Annotated in this window: 13 protein-coding genes; 9 read left to right on the top strand and 4 right to left on the bottom strand. The window is 56.5% G+C overall.

The annotated features are described in order from the left end of the window. Positions 1 to 76: 76 nt before the first annotated feature. Positions 77 to 2,632 carry a PSD1 and planctomycete cytochrome C domain-containing protein gene (locus CEE69_RS14825; RefSeq protein ID WP_099261398.1) on the bottom strand — a complete coding sequence of 852 codons (2,556 nt, stop codon included), beginning with the start codon at positions 2,630 to 2,632 and terminating at the stop codon, positions 77 to 79. Between the two features lie 354 nt (positions 2,633 to 2,986). On the opposite strand from CEE69_RS14825, the gene ahcY reads away from it, so the two are divergent. Then, positions 2,987 to 4,333: an adenosylhomocysteinase gene (ahcY, locus tag CEE69_RS14830; protein WP_099261399.1), complete on the top strand. Its 1,347-nt coding sequence runs from the start codon at positions 2,987 to 2,989 to the stop codon at positions 4,331 to 4,333. Between the two features lie 173 nt (positions 4,334 to 4,506). Here the strand turns inward: ahcY and CEE69_RS14835 are convergent, their stop codons facing one another. Beyond that, positions 4,507 to 4,953 (bottom strand): YbjN domain-containing protein, encoded by a 447-nt coding sequence (locus CEE69_RS14835; RefSeq protein ID WP_233215246.1) that lies wholly within the window; start codon positions 4,951 to 4,953, stop codon positions 4,507 to 4,509. A gap of 26 nt (positions 4,954 to 4,979) precedes the next feature. Beyond that, positions 4,980 to 5,210, bottom strand: coding sequence for a hypothetical protein (locus tag CEE69_RS33195; protein WP_233215247.1), 231 nt, complete (start codon positions 5,208 to 5,210; stop codon positions 4,980 to 4,982). Between the two features lie 392 nt (positions 5,211 to 5,602). Here CEE69_RS33195 and CEE69_RS14840 point away from each other — a divergent pair, with 392 nt between their 5' ends. From CEE69_RS14840 to CEE69_RS14850, 3 genes are all read left to right on the top strand, one after another. Next, positions 5,603 to 10,228 (top strand): Ig-like domain-containing protein, encoded by a 4,626-nt coding sequence (locus CEE69_RS14840; RefSeq protein WP_099261400.1) that lies wholly within the window; start codon positions 5,603 to 5,605, stop codon positions 10,226 to 10,228. A gap of 173 nt (positions 10,229 to 10,401) precedes the next feature. Then, complete coding sequence (locus tag CEE69_RS14845) at positions 10,402 to 10,719, top strand: HU family DNA-binding protein (protein ID WP_007329747.1); 318 nt, start codon at positions 10,402 to 10,404, stop codon at positions 10,717 to 10,719. Positions 10,720 to 10,921: 202 nt separating this feature from the next. Next, positions 10,922 to 12,100 carry a beta-ketoacyl-ACP synthase III gene (locus CEE69_RS14850; protein WP_099261401.1) on the top strand — a complete coding sequence of 393 codons (1,179 nt, stop codon included), beginning with the start codon at positions 10,922 to 10,924 and terminating at the stop codon, positions 12,098 to 12,100. Between the two features lie 19 nt (positions 12,101 to 12,119). Here CEE69_RS14850 and xerD read toward each other — a convergent pair whose 3' ends face one another. Then, on the bottom strand, positions 12,120 to 13,073 hold the full coding sequence (xerD, locus tag CEE69_RS14855) for a site-specific tyrosine recombinase XerD (protein WP_099261456.1): 954 nt from the start codon (positions 13,071 to 13,073) through the stop codon (positions 12,120 to 12,122). A gap of 138 nt (positions 13,074 to 13,211) precedes the next feature. Here xerD and galE point away from each other — a divergent pair, with 138 nt between their 5' ends. The 5 genes from galE to CEE69_RS14880 all read left to right on the top strand — a co-directional run bounded on the left by galE (position 13,212) and on the right by CEE69_RS14880 (position 19,849). Beyond that, positions 13,212 to 14,198: a UDP-glucose 4-epimerase GalE gene (galE, locus tag CEE69_RS14860; protein ID WP_233215248.1), complete on the top strand. Its 987-nt coding sequence runs from the start codon at positions 13,212 to 13,214 to the stop codon at positions 14,196 to 14,198. 191 nt (positions 14,199 to 14,389) lie between these two features. Continuing rightward, positions 14,390 to 16,585 carry a hypothetical protein gene (locus CEE69_RS14865; RefSeq protein WP_099261402.1) on the top strand — a complete coding sequence of 732 codons (2,196 nt, stop codon included), beginning with the start codon at positions 14,390 to 14,392 and terminating at the stop codon, positions 16,583 to 16,585. Next, entirely contained in the window at positions 16,582 to 18,402 is a 1,821-nt protein-coding gene (locus CEE69_RS14870; RefSeq protein ID WP_099261403.1) for a hypothetical protein, read from the top strand. Before CEE69_RS14865 ends, CEE69_RS14870 begins: the two co-directional genes overlap by 4 nt. Further along, positions 18,399 to 19,229 carry a MotA/TolQ/ExbB proton channel family protein gene (locus CEE69_RS14875; RefSeq protein WP_099261404.1) on the top strand — a complete coding sequence of 277 codons (831 nt, stop codon included), beginning with the start codon at positions 18,399 to 18,401 and terminating at the stop codon, positions 19,227 to 19,229. The genes CEE69_RS14870 and CEE69_RS14875 overlap by 4 nt, the downstream gene beginning before the upstream one ends. A gap of 20 nt (positions 19,230 to 19,249) precedes the next feature. Then, a complete protein-coding gene (locus CEE69_RS14880; protein WP_099261457.1) occupies positions 19,250 to 19,849 on the top strand; it encodes a hypothetical protein in 600 nt (199 codons plus the stop codon). The last annotated feature ends 4 nt before the right edge of the window (positions 19,850 to 19,853 follow it).

Here is a 19,853-nt window from a genome sequence, read left to right on the forward strand (position 1 = left end):
ACAACGGTGGCTAACGCCAAAACCGCTGATGGGTTCTATCTGACCACGCCTGCCGAAATGCTTCGTTGATCTCTGGCTAGAAAACGAACACGAACTCGTTCCAGTTCATCACGCTGAGTGCGTACAACGCGTTGGCTCGTTCCGAGCTGACTTCGTATTCCTTCGTCAATTCGTCAATCAGCTCGACGCCTTCCTTGATCTCGACATCGAGAGCGGGACGCATCAAGACTTGCTCGATCACCGCGGAAACAAACGCTCGGTTGTCTGAGTCTTCGGGCAATCGCGAGCGAACGGACTTGGCGAGTTTGCCGGCCTCTTCATGGATGAAGTCACTGTTGAGCAACGACATCGCTTGACCGGGCTGGAGCGTTGCAAAGCGTGCTTCGCAGGTCGCATCGGGTTCGGGGAAATCAAACGCGGACAAGAGCGGCGTCAGGAGCGACCGTTTGACGTGGATGTAGACGCTGCGTCGGTTCCGTTCCGCTTCGCTGGAGTTGCCCCAGCCCTGCCCGGGTTTGGACTGGCCAGCCAAGACTTCCGCGGAAAGAGTTGGGTAGAAGCTTGGGCCGTAGGTATCGCGATTGAGCGATTCGTTGACGGCCAAGATTGAATCGCGAACTTCTTCGGCGCTCAACCTTCGCGAATCGAACTTCCAAAACAGGTCGTTGCCGGGATCGATCGAGCTGGATGCTTCGTTGATCTCGGAAGACATTTGGTACGCCTGACTGGTGCAGATCAAACGATGCATGTCTTTCAACTTCCAACCGCCGTCTACCAAACGGTTGGCGAGGTAGTCTAGCAATTCAGGATGGGTGGGAGGAACGCCAAGTCCACCGAAGTTGTTTGGCGAGCGAACGATCCCGCGTCCAAAGTGATGCTGCCAGATTCGATTTGCCATCACGCGAGAAGACAGTCGGTTGTCTTGGCTGGTCACCCATTCAGCAAAAACGCGGCGGCGTTCATTGGGCGTCATCTCCCGAGGAGTTTCCTTGAAGATCTCGGGGAAACGAGGTGTCACCGAATCCGTCGGCGAGTGCGGGTTGCCTCGGAACAGAACGAACGTTTCCTCGATCGGCTTTAGTTTGCCGAGGCCGAGAACCTGTTCGCGGTTGGGGAGCTCCTGGCGTTTCTTCGCAACCAGATTCAGTTCCGATTTGATCTCGTCGTAGCGTTTGCGTTGATCCTTTGTGAGCAGCGGACGCAGCTTCTTTTTCAAGATGCGTTGGCGTTGTCGTTTAGGGCCTTCGGTGGCACGTTGATCGGGAGCGGACATCTTGGTGATGCCGTCTTGTTCGATTTGAGTTGCTTCTTCTTCGAGCTTGCGTTGCTCGGCGTCCAGCTTCGCATAGGCTTCATTGAGGCCGGGCTTCGAGACATCGATTTGGTTGTTCGAAGTTTGGTCGCCGCGAGTTCCATAACGACTGACGTCCGCGAAGAACGCCAACATGCCGTAGTAATCGGTTTGCGGAATGGGGTCGATTTTGTGATCGTGGCAACGGGCACAGTTGATCGTCAGTCCCAGGAATGTCTGTCCGGTGACCGCGACCAAGTCATCCAGTTCGTCGTAGCGGGCTTGCAACGGATCGGCGGGTTCGTCGTCCCAAATGCCGAGTCGGTAGTAACCCGTTGCGGTAAGCGATTCCGTGGTGACGTCATCGAGCAGATCGCCGGCGAGTTGCTCCTTCACGAATTGGTCGTAGGGCTTGTCTTCGTTGAAGGAACGAATGACGTAGTCGCGATATTTCCAGGCGTTCGGTTTCGGATTGTCTCGCTCGAACGAATTGGTCTCGGCGTACCGGACCAAGTCCAACCAGTGGCGTCCCCAGCGTTCTCCGTAGTGGGGCGATTGGAGCAATCGTTCAATCAAGTTTTCGTAGGCGTTCGGACTTTCGTCGCGAATGAATTCAGCGACTTCCGAAGGTGTCGGCGGCAACCCGGTCAGGTCAAGTGTCACGCGGCGAATCAGCGTTTGGCGATCGGCGGGAGCGTTGGGCGTCAATCCGCCGGCGAGCAGCGAGTCCAGCAAGAAGGCATCGATTGGATGATTGGATTCTGCCCACGCCTCGACGACTGGATCAATTTGAACGGACTCGCCGTTTGATTTGGCTTGGACCGCGACGTGATTCTGGATCGCGTCGGCGATGCTGGGTGGCGCCACGTCTTGAACTGGTTCGTACGCCCAGTGTTTAGTGAACGTGGCACCTTCTTCGATCCAGCGGCGCACCAGTTCAACTTCCACTTCGCTGAGCGGTTCACCTTCAGGTGGCATCAATTCGTAGTCGTCATTGGCGACGATCCGTTCCAGCAAGTGACTGGAATCTGGATCTCCCGGCACAATCAACTGTTCGCCGGAGTCACCTTCGATGATGGACGTTTCGGCTTGGTGAAGCCCCAATCCACTCTCGGATTGGTCTGGGCCGTGGCAGGAATAACAACGTTTCGCCAGCAACGGTTTGATCTCCGTCGCGTAGTCCACTTCGGCTTGTGCCGGCGAGTAAGACACGGCAAGGCACGCCGCCGCGAATGCGGCGATTCGGGCCATCGATTGAGGCTGCATGGCAGGTTTCAGTGATCGCAGGTGAGAAAACATCGATTCGATAAGCATGAGGGTGGGACCGCAGATTGCGTTCATGCGTGACTCGTGAAAGCGAGATTGGTGGGAAAACGGCAGGTGACGCTATTTCTTAGACGTTTTCGCGTCATGTGCAAGGCAGTATAGCCTATCGACTTGCCGTAGCGAAACGAAAGTTTTGAATCACAACGCTCAACTGGGGATGGCAAAAAAACTGGTTCGTCTATACTTTGCGCGCTTTCTGAGCCAGCCGATCGGGCGTTTTCTCGATCAGCCCACTGAATGCGACGCTGCGTGCGGCGGATTGTGGACCAGCAGGAGTCCCTGTGATCGGTCCCCAACCCCTCTGACGCCCGTCGTTTTGGGCTGTTTTTAGTGTGCTGGTTCATTCACGACATTTGAGAGACAGAATTAGTGTCCCAAGCAGAAACGACGAAGTTGCCTTACAAGGTCAAAGACATTTCGCTGGCCGATTACGGTCGTAAAGAAATCGAGTTGGCTGAAAACGAGATGCCAGGTTTGATGGCTCTTCGCAGCAAGTACGGTGCAGACAAGCCATTGAAGGGCGCTCGCATCGCCGGTTGCTTGCACATGACCATCCAAACCGCGGTTCTGATCGAAACGTTGGTTGAGCTGGGTGCCGAGGTGACTTGGAGCAGCTGCAATATCTTCAGCACGCAAGATCACGCGGCCGCAGCCATCGCCGCAGCTGGAATTCCCGTTTACGCCTGGAAGGGCATGACGGACGAAGAGTTCGATTGGTGCATCGAGCAAACGTTGGATTTCCCATCGGGTGAAAAACTCAACATGATCTTGGACGACGGTGGTGACTTGACCGCCATGGTTCACGATCGATTCCCTGAGTTGCTCGACAACATTTACGGGATCAGCGAAGAAACCACCGCCGGCGTTCACCGCCTGGAAGTGTTGAACAAATCGGGCAAGCTGCGTGTGCCTTCGATCAACGTCAATGACTCCGCGACCAAGAGCAAGTTCGACAACCTGTACGGTTGCCGCGAATCTTTGGCCGATGGTGTCAAACGTGCGACCGACGTCATGTTGGCCGGCAAAGTGGCTGTGGTCTGCGGTTACGGCGACGTTGGAAAAGGCTGTGCTCACAGCTTGAAGAGCTACGGCTGCCGCGTTTTGGTGACCGAAATCGACCCCATCAATGCTTTGCAAGCTGCGATGGAAGGCTTCGAAGTCACCACGATGGAAGAAGCTTGCAAAGAAGGTCGTTTGTATGTCACCACGACGGGCAACAAAGACATCATCTTGGGCGAGCACATGAAGGAAATGCCCAACGACGCAATCCTCTGCAACATCGGTCACTTCGACACCGAAATCGACATCGCTTGGGCCGAGCAACAAGTTGCCGATGGCAAAGCGACAATCAGCGAAATCAAGCCATCGGACATCGGTGCGGTTGATCGATTCACGTTCAGCGACACTGGCCGTAGCATCATCATTTTGGCCAAGGGCCGCTTGGTGAACTTGGGCTGTGCAACCGGACACCCAAGCTTTGTCATGAGCAGCTCGTTCACCAACCAAGTGTTGGCACAAATGGAGTTGTACGAAAACCGCGACAACGACAAGTACGGCGTTCAGGTTTACTTGTTGCCCAAAGAGTTGGACGAAGAAGTGGCTCGTTTGCACTTGGAAGCGATCGGCGTGAAGCTGACCAAGCTGACTCAAGAGCAAGCCGACTACATCGGTGTGCCGGTCGAAGGACCTTACAAGCCAAACCACTACCGCTACTAAGCCGCGAATTGGCTGAGCCTTGAATGGCTAGGCCGCGAATTTTCGCAAGCGGAACGAATCGAAAACAGCCGGCTGGAGAATCTCCAGTCGGCTGTTTTTTTGATTGATACGGTGCGGCGAATGCGACGTTCGTTTGCGATCCGGCTTTTGCGCGGAAGCACGCGGTCGAGTGTCTACATCTCAGCGGCTTCGATGGCCAGCTTCACATCTTCGTTGCCGTAGATGATCGACAGGAAAGCGGGGACATAGCGATCGACCATCGCACCGCCAACGTAGAGGATGTGGTCTAGCACATCGTCGTCGGGGAAGTCGTCGCCCAGAGGGATCGAGGTCTGATAGCGGAGTTCTCCGTCTTCCATGTCGAGCTCGAAGCTGCCGACCTTCAGTCCGTAGTTCGCTCGGCAAACGGCCTCCGCAATGTGCCGACGATTGTTTTCGGGGATCTTGTTGGCTGGATGTGAAAAGACCTGAATCAGCGAATCCTCGACCACGATCAGCACCCGAATGTCACCGTGCTTTCCGTCGAACATCATCCGGAAAAAGCTGGTTTCGCTGTCTTGCTCGTATTTGATCTCTCCGCGGTCCAAATAAGCAGAAAACTGGTCGACTTGGGCAGACATCCCGGCGGCTCCTCAGTGGATGTGATTCAAACAGATAAGCGGGCGAGCTGGGTCTGGCCCCAATCTTTCGACGGTGATTTTCCGTCAATGGTTCGCGACCCAAGCGGGGTCTCGCCCATTTCATCATGACTGCGAACCGGATCGGAGTCGACCCGCATCAGCTCACGGCTCAAATGGGGGCCGGACGGGGCGTTGATTGGCAGAATCGTCGTCAATTCGGCCGCAGCAAGCCCCAGTCTGTTTTGGTTCATCGGCAAGATTTGCCCCAGGTGCGCGATCGATTGGAACCAATTTGTCTCGGAAAACGTCGTATTGAGGACGCGAAAGTCCCCTTTTCATAGAAGCGTGTCGTCACTGCTGCGGCAAAGATGCGCTCGGTAAGCCTCAAAATCGAAACATTCCGCATCGGTTTGGCTGAGAAAACGGCTGAAGTGCGGGTTGAGTTTGGACCCTCGAACACGACGCCTTTAACCTGAAACGGTGCGTTAAACCGTGCCGATTAGCTTGACCGGCGCGGCTGTGCCGAAAAACCTTGTCACAACGACTGCTCGTCGTCGAATAACCACCGATATCCCCCGGATTTTGGGCCCTGAACTTTCAGGGGCAGCGACCAAGTCTGGATCTCCTTCAGCTGAAGAAAATTCCGCCGATGAACTTCGACAATTCTTCTCGCCGTCCATCCGACTCCAAGCCATCGTTCCAAAACCAGGTTCGGCGTCGTTTGATGTCTTGGATCCAAGGAACGTCCGCGTCAACCGCGGGCGAATCGGTCCAGCGAGGGCGTTTGCAATTGGAGACACTTGAAAACCGTCAAATGATGGCGGGTGATGTCGACCTGTTCGCAACCGAAGGCTTTTTTGGTTCCGCCGGAGAGTCTTCGGCTGCCGTCGAGAGTTCGTCGACCGATCGCGGGGAATCGGACCGAGCCGCGGAAGGCGAACCCGGCCAGGACTTGGTGCAGTTCGCGAAAGATTTGGATGCGGCAGGCGTCACGTTCTACGGAGCTCATTGGTGTCCGGCGTGTACGCAGCAAAAACAATTGTTCGAGGACGGTGGCGATGACCTGCCGTTTGTCGAAGTCACGTTGCCCGACCGAACGCAGGACACTCAGTTCTCGTCGCTGAACATCAGTGAGTACCCGACTTGGGTGTTCCCAGATGGGACTCGGCTAACGGGCGTCCAGTCGCTGGAAACACTGAGCACTCGAAGCGGCGTTGCGATTCCAACTTCGGATGGTGAGAACCCATCGTTTGAAACGCTCGATGCACAAACGGTTGAGCTTGGCTCACCACTGCACATTCCGATCGACGGATACGATGCTGAAGGCGGTCCGCTGACCGTGACCGTGTCGGTGGCCAATCCGAACTTGGTCGAAGCGACGGTTTTGAGTGGCAACCGTTCGTTGCGTTTGGACATGGACGGCTTTGGCGACATGGTGTTCGAGTTGTTCGAGCAGCGTGCTGAGCGTCCGACCGAACGAGTCATCGACTTGGCCAACAGCGGCTTCTACGACGGGATTATCTTTCACCGAGTTGTCAACGGTTTCGTGATTCAAGGTGGCGACCCCACTGGGACAGGGCAGGATGGTTCAGATCTTGGGGACTTTGACGATCAGTTCCATCCCGATCTGCAGCACAACCGAACGGGCGTCCTGTCATTCGCGAAATCGTTGGATGACACGAATGATTCGCAGTTCTTCATCACGGAAGTCGAAACTGACTTCCTGGACTTCAACCACTCCGTATTTGGTCAGTTGGTAGAAGGCGAAGACGTTCGCGAAGCGATCAGCAACATGCAGGTCAACAACAGCACGTCGAACAAGCCGACCACGGACATTGTGATCAACAGCGCGACTGTGTTCGAGGACACCGAGAACTCTGTGATCATGCTGAAGGGTTTGGGCGGAACGGGCAGCACGACGGTGACGGTGACGATCACGGACTCGGACGGCAATTCGTTCGATCAAATTGTTCCGGTGACGATCACGGATCCGCCAACTGACCGCCGCAATGCTCAGCCTTACCTCGAGGACATCAATGTCCCGGCGTCGTCGCCAAAGACGACTCCCGCTGAATTGCAGTTGGAAAGCTTCGACCTGGAAGGCGATGCGGTTCAGTACTTCATCAGTGGCGGAGTGACTGGTGGGACCGCCACGGTCAACGCTTCGACTGGACTTTTGGAAGTGACACCGGCCGCGAATGTGTCGGGAACGCAAACGGTTTCGCTGACTGTTGGTGTGGCAGCGGCTTCGAGTTCGGATTCGAACTCGGACTTGCAGAGCTTGGTGTTCACCTTCACCGATAGCAACACACAAACTCCCGCCGCACCATCGTCTTTGGATCTGCGTTCCTCGTCAGACACGGGCAACAGCAGTGGCGACAACCTGACTAACGCAGCCTCGTTGACGTTTGATGTCACTGGTGTGACCACGGGTGCGACGGTTCAGATCATCAACACCGCGGACAACACGGTCGTTGGCGTCGGCACCGCGACCGGCGGATCAATCGCGATCACGACCAGCAACCTTGCCGCGATCGGCGATGGAACCTACAGCTTGGCAGCTCGACAGATCGTCAATGGAGTGACCAGCGGCACGTCGACATCTCTGTCCGTCACGCTGGACCGCACCGATCCATCGTTCACTTTGCCCGCCAACTCATCGACGGGCAACGTGGGTGCCGCCTATCAAGCGAACCTCTCCAGCAGCGAAGAAGGCAGCGGTGCGACTTACAGCCTGACTGTCTTCCCATCCGGGGCCACGATTGGCTCGTCGTCGGGGATCATCAACTGGACGCCGACCACGGCACAGTTGGGACAGAACGATTTCACCGTTGAGATCAGCGATTTGGCTGGCAACACTTACACGGAATCGTTTTCGGTCACGGTTGCTGAGGAAGCGCTGGCTCGACTGGAAGTGCGACTGACGGACTTGGATGGCAACGTGATCGACTCGGTGGACGTTGGTCAGGAGTTTTTCCTGCAGTTGATTGGTGTCGACGCTCGGGACCTGAGTGAACGTGGCGGGATCTACTCCGCGTATGCCGACATCGAATTTGATTCGACGATCGCTGACTTCGTTGCTGGAACTTCAATCGAGTACGATCCCGATTTCGACTTCCTGCCTCGCGGAACATTGACCAGCGGTCTGTTCAACGAAATTGGAGCGGCAAGCAGTCGGTTCTCGCCAACGAACTTGGAAGATTCTGTGATGGCGACGGTTCGCATGCGTGCGATCTCGGACGGTTCGCTGACATTTACAACCAACCCGGCTGATGTGAGTGCCAACGAAACCTTGTTGTTCTTCAACAACGATCGCCTGCCTGCGGGTTCGGTTAATTACGGAAGCACCACGCTGACCGTTGGCGACGTTACCACGAACAATCCTCCCGTCGGTGTCGACGACACATTCACGGTGATTTCAGGTTCAGGGCAGAACACGCTGGATGTTTTGGCGAATGAAGCTTCGACCGCCGATCCCGGTGAAACGTTGACGATCACTGCCGTGGGAACCGCGAGCAATGGCGGCACGCTGAGCATCGCGTCCGATGGTTTGTCGATCAACTACACGCCGCCATCCAACTTCATTGGAACGGACACATTCCAGTACACCGTCAGCGATGGAACCAGCACTGACACGGTTCAGGTGACTGTCAACATCCAAAGCGATGACAACGCACCGACGGCGGTCAATGACTCGTTCCCCGCATCGGGGACAATTCTGGAAGACTCCGACGCGGTGACCTACGACGTTCTCGCGAATGATACGACGGACGCGGACAACGAAGCTTTCACGATCACCGGTGTTGGTTCAGCATCGAGTGGGGGCCAGGTTTCGATCGTTAACAGCGGCACGGGAATCTCTTACAAACCAGCCTTGAACTTCAACGGCACCGAAACGGTGACCTACACCATTCGGGACACCGGTGGTGGATTGTCGACCGCGACCGTGACCTTCACGGTGACCGCAGTGAATGACGCACCGGTTGCGGAAAGCGTGACCGTCGATACGGTGCGCGGCACTTCCGGTGAGGCCGTGTTAACGCGAAGCGATTTGCCGACCAACGTTGATACGGGCGAGGTGTTGCAGTTCGTCAATCTCAGCACGCCTACGGCGGGCGGCACCGTGACGGTTAGCTCGGACGGTTCGAGCATTCTTTACACGCCTTCGAGCAGTACCTTCACCGGTACTGACACCTTCACGTATCAGGTGCAGGATGCTGGTGGATTGTCGAGTTCAACTGCGACAATCACGGTGAATGTTGCGGACTACCTGTCGCGAAGCTTCAACTTTGCGTTTGATTCCATCGGTGCCTTGTCCAGTAGCTTCTTTGACGCAGCGATTTTGACTGGAACAAATGCTCGCGGTGAAACGATTTCAATCCCGCTGTCGGATTCTTCCATCGTGGTTTCAGGTAGCACGGTCAGTGTTCCTGATATGTTGCCGGGATCGTACAAGCTGACCATTCCCGCAGTGCCGTTCTTCCAAGGTGGAGAAGAGGCTCGCGAGATTGATATTGAGAGCGGAACCGACGAGACCGACGAGGACATCTCGTTGAGCTTCGGTCGATTGTTGCCGCAATACATTCGAGTCAACGATTGGTTCGGATCGGCACCTGCTAGCCGCGTGGTGGCTGCAGTCTTGCCAGGCAGCAACGCCTTCTACATGCAGTCCAGCAATGCAGCTGATTCGCGTCTGAGTGACGTGGAGCTTTCACTGAACGCTGCGGGCACCAGCATCACGGTCAACGCGACCGAATCGACTACGGTCGATGGAGCAACCACCACAGCTCAAGTCAGCGGCACCGCGGATGTGGGTGACGGCAGTTCACTCGAAGTTCGCGGTCAGGTGGGCGACTACCGATTGGTGATTCTCAACTTTGATGAATCTGGATTCGAGTTGGATGCTCCAACATCGACCTCAACCGCAGCCACCGGCACTCAAGCGTCGGGGACGGAAGCAGCGGGTGAACCACTCGCATCTGCAGTGACGGTGGCTGATGCAACCGTTCCGGTGAGCGAGCTCGGAACCACTCAAGTTCAGAGCAGTGTCGAGCCCGCTGGTGAGCCGATTGAGATCTTGTCAGACGACTCCGAAAAGGTCGTCGGAGGTTCGGATGAAGCCAGCCAAGTTGATGCCGCGATGCCCGATGTCACGGACAGTTTGACCCGAATTTCGGACACCGAAGACGTCGTTGCGAGCGGTGTAACGGGGCAGCCTCAATTGCTCGGCGAAGCCGTCGATGAGGTCTTGACAGGCACTTCTGGGTCGAACTGACCCGATTTCCACCGTCGAAATCCGGAAAAGGCTGAAAAACACGGTGTTTTTGGCCTTCGGAAGGGTTGCGGACGGACCATGCGGGACATAACACTTGTGCCGCATCGGAGGGGAATCCCAACGTTCTAACTCCTATTCACTATTTAGTTCTCCCATTTTTGCAGGTGCCGCTCATGGCCAAAGTACCGCCCAAACCACCGACGAAGACTCAAATCATCGCCAACATCGCCGAAGAGACCGAACTGACCAAGAAAGACGTCGCGGCAGTTTTGGACTCGTTGGCAGCTGAGATCGAAAAGTCGCTGCAAAAGGGTGGCCCCGGACAATTCGCGATCCCAGGTCTTTGCAAGATCGTGTTGAAGGACGTTCCCGCCAAGCCAAAGCGTAAAGGCCGCAACCCTGCCAACGGCGAAGAAATCTGGTTGGCACCTAAGCCCGCCAGCAAGAAGCTGACCATTCGCCCACTGAAGGGCCTGAAGGAAATGATCTGATCAGTTGATCAGCTTCCTTCGAAGTTCGAATTGGCTGCCCTGCATCGCGTACTGCTTTGCGGGGCAGTTTTCGTTTGTGCCCGGATCGAGCGCGGCACATGTCGCCGTTCCATTGGGGGCGTCGTCGAAATGGGATGCTAGCGAGTGGCAATCCCGCTATACTTCACCCGCTTTTCATCCATGAACTTTTCTCGGCGGCGACATGATCGAAACCACCTCGAATGCCACCGCCAATGACCCGGCCGCGAAATCTGTGAACGAAGAATCTTCTGTCGAATCGACCCCTGGCTCTGACGATGCTGCTTCGTCCGCGATGCCCAAAGAAGAAACCACTCGCGGTCGCATGGGCAACCTAAAAGGCGTTCGGATCGCGGGGACTGGATCGTATGTGCCCGACCGAATCGTCACGAACGAAGACTTAGCAGCCTTGGGTTGCGACAGCGACTGGATCGTTCGACGCACCGGCATCTTGCAACGTCGACATGCCGAACCTGATCAAGCGACCAGCGATCTGTGCTACGAAGCCGCCCTTCGTTGTCTCGAGAACGCGAATGTTTCGGTCGATGAGATTGATTTGATTCTCGTTGCCACGATCACGCCCGATCATCCAACGCCGTCGACCGCGTGTCACTTGCAACGCCGTCTAGGTGCGGTTGCCCCAGCGATGGATATCGGTGCCGCATGTGCTGGGTTCATGTACGCGTTGGTCACCGGTGCTCAATTCGTTTCCAACGGCAACGCTCGCAACGTGTTGGTCATCGGAGCTGATCTGATGAGTCGCACCGTGGATCCAGACGACAAGAAGACCTACCCGTTGTTCGGCGATGCCGCCGGTGCGGCGTTGTTGGTTCCTTCCACGAAAGACACGTGTCAGTCGTCGGAATGCAATGACGCGACGAACGCTTCCGAAATCCCATCGGACGGACTGCTGGCCTATCAGCTCGGTAGTGAGGGATGCGGTGGCGAAATGCTATGCATCCCTGCCGGTGGTTCTCGCGATCCGATCAAATCGGGATCAGAACCGTCCGTCAGTTCCTATCTGCAGATGGATGGACGTGGCGTTTTCAAGTGGGCGGTTCGAGTTTTTGATGAAAGTGCCAAAGACGTTTTGAGGGCGGCCAACGTGACGTCTGATCAGCTAGGTTTGGTGGTCTTGCATCAAGCCAACCAGCGAATCATCGACTCCGCGGTTTCTGATTTGAATGTGCCGCCAGAAAAGGTGTTCGTGAACCTCGACAAGTACGGCAACACCTCGGGTGCAAGCATCCCGCTCGCATTGGACGAAGCCGCTCGCGATGGTCGGTTGAAAGAAGGTGACCTGTTGCTGCTGTGCGGTTTCGGCGCGGGCTTGGCTTGGGGCACCGCACTGCTGCGTTGGTAATGAGGTCGTTTGATCGCGATCACGCTCGCGGGTGATAGTCCCGATGCACACGTTGCAGTCGCGAGTGTTCGACGTGGGTGTAGATCTGGGTGGTTTGAATGCTGGCGTGCCCAAGCATCTCTTGGACTTGTCGAAGATCCGCACCGCCGGCCAGCAAGTGAGTCGCAAAACTGTGTCGCAAGCTGTGCGGGCTAATTTCATCGGCGATGCCGGCTCGCTTGGCATAGCGTTTCACCAGACGCCACAGCTGAATGCGGTCGAGGGCTTTGCCGCTTCTCGATAAAAACAGCGCGTCGACTTGCCCTGGGTTTCGATCGGCCAGGATATGACGGCTTTCTTCGAGGTAGAGCTGGATGGCCTGGATCGCGCGACCACCGATTGGGACCATTCGTTGCTTGTCGCCTTTCCCGTGGCATCGCAGAGTTCGCTCTTCCAGCGTCAAATCACGAACTCGAAGGGTGCAGACTTCGGATGCACGACAGCCGGTTGCGTAGAGCACCTCGAGCAACGCTCGATCTCGCTGCCAGAACGAGTCGGACTTTTTGACTGCGGAGAGGAAGGCTTCAACTTCGTTGGGCGACAGCACGCCCGGCATGCGTTGCCAAGCCTTCTGAGTTGCCAGCAGTTCGGCCGGGTTGTCGACCGTGATGCCTTCGAGCTGCAGGTACTTGAAAAACGTCCGGATCGCCACGATCGCTCGTGAAATTGAAGCGGGGGCCAATCCTTCGCCGTGAAGTGAAGCGACAAAGTCGGACAATTCGGTGATCGTCAGTTCGGCTGGGCGCCGACCGTCCATCCAGGTGACGAAACGCTTCATGTCTCGCCCGTAGGCCTCGACCGTGTTGTCGGCGAGATGACATTCGCGTTTCAGATAAACCAAAAATTCATCACAAACCGCTTGACCGGCCGAAGGAGCCACGGATTCTGTCTGTCCGGACTTCAATTGCTGCAGTTTTGTGAGTCGTTTGGCCACTCTGGTGTGCTCCATGGCGTTCAAAGAGGCACTGTGGATGTGCTCTTCATTGAATCGATTCCAATTGGTTATCGTCTTGGGGGCTCGTCGCCGCCAATGTCAATTCTTCTCGAACCTTCTCCTTCTCAAGATTCTTCCATGAAAGTTTTCGTCGTCGGCGGTGCCGGATACATCGGATCGCACGCGGTTGCTCTGTTGCTCGATGCTGGTCACGAAGTGGTGGTGTTTGACAACCTGTCGCGCGGCCATGCCAAATCGGTCCCAGATGGCTTGCTGGTCGAAGGTGACTTGAACGATCAGGCAAAACTGACGTCACTGTTGAAAGAGCATTCAATCGATGCTGTGATGCACTTCGCGGCGTTTGCTGAGGTTGGTGAATCCGTTCGCGATCCAGCGATCTACTACCAAAACAACGTTGTGGCGACGCTGTCGTTGCTGGAAGCGATGAGAGCGGCTGAGGTGAAGAAGATCGTCTTCAGCAGCACCACGGCGACCTACGGCCAACCCGACACCGTGCCGATTCCCGAGACGACTCCGCAGAACCCGATCAATCCCTACGGGTTCTCCAAGTTGGTGGTTGAGAAGGCGCTCGCGGATTACGCCCATGCGTATGGGTTCGCCTACGCTGCACTGCGGTACTTCAATGCGGCGGGAGCACGACCGGATGGAACGATCGGGGAGCATCACGACCCTGAATCACACCTGATTCCGATCGTGTTGCAAGTGGCATTGGGACAGCGCGAATCGATCTCGATCTTTGGCGACGATTACCCCACACCCGATGGAACCTGCATTCGAGATTACATCCACGTCGATGATCTAGGAGATGCTCACCTGCGGGCGCTCGATCGCCTGACTCCGGGCGAAGGGATCAAAGTCAACCTTGGCACCGGTCGGGGAACCAGCGTCCGTGAAATCGTGGAAGCGTGCCGGACGGTGACCGGGCATCCGATCCCAGAGGTCATGGGGCAGCGGCGTCCTGGCGATCCTGCCGAGTTGATTGCGGATGCCACCTTGGCCGGCGAAGTTCTTGGGTGGAAACCTCGCTACACGGATATTCAAGACATCGTGAAGACGGCCTGGAATTGGCATCAAGCACACCCCCAGGGTTACGACACGGTTTGACATGGCTTCGAAACGGGGGTTCTTCCACCGAGGCGGCTTGGTCCAGGAGGAATGATTTCGGGTGGTCAGTTCACCCTGCGAATTCCTCCGACTGGTTGTCGTTGTCGAATTGAATCATGATGATAGAGGTCGCGGCGGGTTTGTTACGCCAAGTTCAGTTTCATTGCTAAGTCGTTGGCGTCGAATCGTTCATGTTTCCATTGCGACGTTCCACAAAAGACTCGTCGGTGGATTGGCCGGCATTGCTGTCTTTGTTGGAAGACGATGATCGGCGGGCCGCGGTCTCACGCATCGCACCGAGTGAAGGTCGCGAAAGTTATCTGACAGCGCTGCGGCGGATTGAAACGGCGCAGTCTCAGGCCACTTTGGCCGCTGGCCGACGGCTGCACACCGCATCGAAACTGATTGATCGTCCGACGATCGCTGTGTCAGGAATGCTGAACAGCGGCAAAACGAGTTTGGTCAGCTCGTTTCTCTCGCCTGCCGGGCAACGGCGGACGCTGCGTGGAACGAGCAACCGACATGGGACTCACCGATTCGTATTGTGGTTGCCACAGAATTGGCGATCCGACGTTGAGCTTTGGAGTTTGCTGATCACGCGAATTGGCGACTCTCTGGGCAATGCTCCCGAAGAGTTGTCGCTGGACGCGGATGTGGCGGCGGAGCAATACAACAACCGAGATGGCGACGCTTCGCTTTTGTCGGTTCCTCTATTGGCGACCGATCCTGGACTCGATGAGGTCGGGGTTGGATTGCTGGATTGTCCAGACATTGTTTCGGACGCAGAGTTTGGTTTGGGGTCTCCCGAGCAACGTCGCGAATTGTTGGGCCGTGCGGCAACGTTGTGTTCCGCCTTCCTGATTGTGACCGGTGCTGAATCTTCGCGAGACACGACGCTAGCGGACTTGCTCCGCATCGCATCGGACTTGATGCCGGGCGTGCCACGAATGCTGGCGGTCAACAAAGTTCGTCCACGACAAACGCCCGATCAAGTTCACGAAACATTTGATCCGTTGGTGCAGAAGTACGGCGTCGGCACGCTCTACGCCGCGTACGATTTTGACGTCCCTTCGAGCCGACCCTTCATTCCCGTGGTCGGTGATCAGCATCCGCAACGCAATGCAATCGCACCGGCGGAGTCCGAACTTCAGCGAGAAGACGAGCCCGATCCGTTGCCCGTGTTCTTCGCCGTCAGTGAAGATCCGGATAGCAATCCACCGGCCGCCATTGACGAAGACCGATTGTTGCAGGCGTTGCCAACCAAACTGGATCGAGGAGTCTTGTTCTCGCAATTGCATCAGGCTTTGCGGATCAATTTGGAAGATGCTGTTTGGAATCAGGGTTTGGAATCGATTCGGAAGGATGCGGATGAGTCGTTTGAAAAGACTCGTCAGTGCCAACAGGTGTTGCTGGATTCGGCCTTGGAATACTTCGCTCACCGAAAGATTGGCGGCGAGGTGATTGAACTGCGTTTGCACCAGAGCGAACGAATCATTCGTCAACTCAGTGAATCGTTTGCTGCCACCGCACCTTGGTACGCACGGTGGGGAGTCCGCCTGAATGCGACCCTTCGTCGAGTTGTCGGTGGAGCGGGAGATTTCATTCGCAACCTCACGCCAACGGCGATGTCTCGTCGAGCAGCGGATGACATCAAGGGTCGGTTCCGAAGTGGTGAGTACGGTGGGCTGATCGAACCGACGGGCTTGATCAACGAGATTGAGCGGCACGGAGGAACAACGGTGTTGACGCATCTCGCGGCTGAGCCCGGTGGCAGTTCTGATTCCGAGGCAAACGTTTCGGCGTTTCGGGAACCGGTTGAGCGAGCGGTCTTGCGTTTCGAACAAGATGATTTCACCACGTTGGATCCACGACGTTTGGATGCGGCGGTGAGGCAAATGTGGTCAGAGGTTCCCGTTCACCGGAAAATTGCGACCGGGCTTACTCCGCTTGCGGCATTGTTTGCGACCTTTGGTGCGGTGTTGATGATCCCAGTCGACCTAGGAGCCAATGCGATTCTTGCTGCTTCGATTCCCGAAATGCTCGCGGCCGGAGGGTTGACGATCATGTCGACGATGTGGGCAGCCAACCGGGGAACACAGGACGTCAGCCAACAGGCCGCTCGGCAGCAACTCGCAGACTTCCTTGCCGTGTTGTGCGACGAGCTCGGTGTGGCTCGACCGGAACCATCGATGGATGTTCGAGTCGGCAATGCAAACGTGACCCTGCCGCCATCGCGAATTGCCGGTGGTGAGCCTCCTGAAAGGATGATGTCACTGTTCCGATTAAGAGATGAGTTCGTCGCTGAGTTGAAACGATTGCTGCCCCGTCCAACCGGTGCGAGCCAGCGTGCGAGCGACTCGTCCACCGAATCAGGAGCCATGCGATGAACGCGGTTGTGATGGATGATTCAGGCGATCGATTTTTGCAACGAGTTCACCGAGCGGCGGACCGAGTGCTGGGCAACAGCCAAACCGGTCGAGAGATTGGCGAGTTATGCCGTGATCACGCCGAAGCTCGTGAAATGATTTTGACCGATCGCGCATCCAATTCGGTCGTGGTGGCCGTGGTGGGAGCAACCGGGCAAGGCAAGTCTTGGTTGGTTCGTCAAATGATTCGTGGTGGTCCGGTGGACGCCATTCGCAGTGGCAATTCGCTGGATGAGGCGACTGAAAAACTGACTTGGATCGGCCCGAAGCCACCCGCTGACTTGGATGCTCGTCACGAAAGGTTCATCGCGTGTGACGCCGGTAAGATGCGATCCATCGGCTCGCCTTACTTACTCGTCGATGCACCGGGAGCAACCGACGACCGGCGTGCGATCGCTGGCGTTGCCGAACGAGCGCTGTCGACAGCGTCCGTGTTAGTGATGGTGATCCGACGCGATCAACTGCGCAGCCAACGTGTCTCCGGTTTGGCCGCGGCCTCGGAAGGCACCGTGGTCATTCCCGTGGTGAACCTGGCGGACGTCAACGATGATTCGTTGGACGCCGACGTGGAAGCTTTGGTGGCTCGGTTGCGATCGACAGCACCCCAAAGCCAGATCGCTCCCGCGGTGATCGTCAGCGATTTTGAAATCGATGAGCGGGGCGAAGATGAAATTGGCATTCGGCTGGCGGAAACGTTGGGACGACGAATTGAAGAGGCCATCTGCGAGTCGGGAGGTGGTGACCAACGGCGAAGCACACGCTTGTCAGCTTTGGATGCTCGCTTTTCCGCAGCCGTCGCATCGGTCTTGCAGACTCAGTTGCCGGAATTGACCAGTGCTGTCGATCGATTGAACGCGGAGGCGACCCGTTTGCCTTCGGAAGTGGCGGGGACATTGCTGGGCGGAGCGACGCCATTGCGAGCTGCCATTCGCAGTCGGCTTCGGCTGTCGTTGATGGCGGAAACGGCTGCGATCTGGTTCCCCTACCGAACGGTTTTGTCGCTGTTGAATTTGACTCACGGAGCTTGGGATCGCGTTTTATTGTCGCTGTCGGGGTCGCTGCCGTCGCTGATCGGAGCGGTCTACGCGGGAGCTCGAAACATGAGCGACCAGCGAGCCGCCGACATGGATTTGCGAACGGGATTGCGGCAACGAACGGCCGCTTCAGTAGCGGATCGCCTGGGGCCGATGGCCAGACGGTTCCGAGCCGAACTCAACAAGTTGCGGCATGGGGCGATTGAAACAGAGCTCGAGTCATCGCCCGACTCGCCGGTTGCGTCACTGGCGGGAATCGAAACGCTGCAAGAATCCTCGCAGAAGTCATTCGACACAGCGATCAACCAAGGTTCCGCGACAACTTGGTTCGCCAACGCGTCTGGTTTGGCTGGAACGCTGCTGTTTTGGTTGCTGATGACTGGTCCGCTCGTGGCGTTGTACCGAGGTTACTTCGATGCCAGCTATTCGACGATGCGAGATGTGTTGCAAGCCGAAGGTGCTGCGGGAGACCTGAATAAGTTTCCGCGTCCTGATGTGTCGATGATGCTGACGAGTTTGCTTTTGTCCGTGTTGCCGATGGCAATCTTTTCGATGCTGGTGTTGTCTTGGGTGCAAGCCAAAACGAGAGTTGATCGCATTGAGAATCGACTGCGGGAGGAGCACGACCAGCTGATTCAGCGGCTGCAGCGTGATGGCGTGCTTCGATTGGCTTGGAGCGACCCGTTGCTCGCCGATGCGGAGTTTTTATTGTCGGTGGGTCGGACTGTGGATGAGGAACGATGATCGCAACCATGCTGAACAACTTTGTCGGCAACATGTTATTGCCGCAGATGCTTTCGCAGGGCGAAGTGCCGGCGGGGAAGCCTGATTCGATTTGGTCGATTGTGACCAGCGGCGGCATTCCCGGGTTGATGATTTTGTTCGTGCTGTTGTCATTCAGTATCGCAGCGGTTTATTTGGTGGTGGATCAATCGCTGGCGCTTCGTCGACGCGATGTGGTTCCGGACAAGCTCAGCGAGGGCGTTTCGGCGGCTCTGCAGTCTTCGCGATTGGCGGAGGCGGAAACCTTGCTGCGGAACAACCCTAGCGTGCTAGCTGGCGTGATCGCGGTCGGTTTGAATCATCGCGAATACGGTTGGCCGGAGGTTGAGAAGTCCGTTGAGGACGCCTTGGTCGATCAGTCGTCTCGCATGCTTCGGCGGATCGACTATTTGGCGATGATCGCGAATTTGGCGCCCATGGTTGGATTGCTCGGAACAGTGACTGGAATGATTTTCGCGTTTCGCCAGGTTGCTGCCACACGCGGTGCCGCCGGTGCGGGGGACTTGGCCGAAGGCATCTACCAGGCGTTGGTCACGACGGTCGGGGGACTGCTGGTCGCGATTCCGGCACTTGCCGCTTCGGGTGTTCTGCGAAATCGAGTGGACGCGTTGTTGTCAGATGTCACAATGCATGCGGATCGAGCTTTGGCTCCGCTTCGCCGAAGAGCGGCGGCAACTTCACGACTGGTCTCTGCCAGCACTCCTGGCGGTGGGCGAATCGTTGCCGTTCCCCCGGCTCAGATGCCAGGCCGCAAGTCTCCGCCGCCCGAACAGGATGGAACCCGATGAATCGCCCAATGGATGGCCGAATGAATGTCTCACTCAAAAGAGCAAGTTGGTTGTGTGGCAAGTTGCTGCCCGCGGTGTTGCTGATGTCAATCGCGTCAGCGGTGATTGCTCAGCCGCCCACGGATGATTGGAAGGAGATCGAGTTGCCAGCTATCAAACTGCCGAAGGGCTCGGCCTCCAACAAAGCAGCGGAGAAGATCCAGAAAGCACTCGACGGCGACATGCTCGCACCAACCGGTGATGGGGCATTGGACGATGTGATAGGAATCATTCATGAGCGCGGAAGCGTGATAGATGGATCGGTTCTGGATTCAGAATTCGATCCGCTTGCCGATTTGGTTGGCCGGCCTTCAGAAGCTCCTGATTCGGGAAAAAGCGAGCCGTTTGAGGCTTGCAGTTCAACTGAATCTTTTCGTTTGGCTGAACAATTGCTAGCGACGGCACGAATGATGGAAGATGCGACACAGGCTTCGGATACCGATCGAACACCGCGAATTGTTAACGGGAAAAATAGTGCGAACACGAAGACGGAAATGCTGCCGGTCAAAAGTCTTGTTTATCAGATGCGACTGCGTGCGGTTGAGCTGATGCAGAGTGGTCTGAAAGCGTCCAGCGAGTAAAATC

It is taken from the genome of Rhodopirellula bahusiensis (assembly GCF_002727185.1).
GTDB classification, from domain to species: Bacteria; Planctomycetota; Planctomycetia; order Pirellulales; family Pirellulaceae; genus Rhodopirellula; species Rhodopirellula bahusiensis.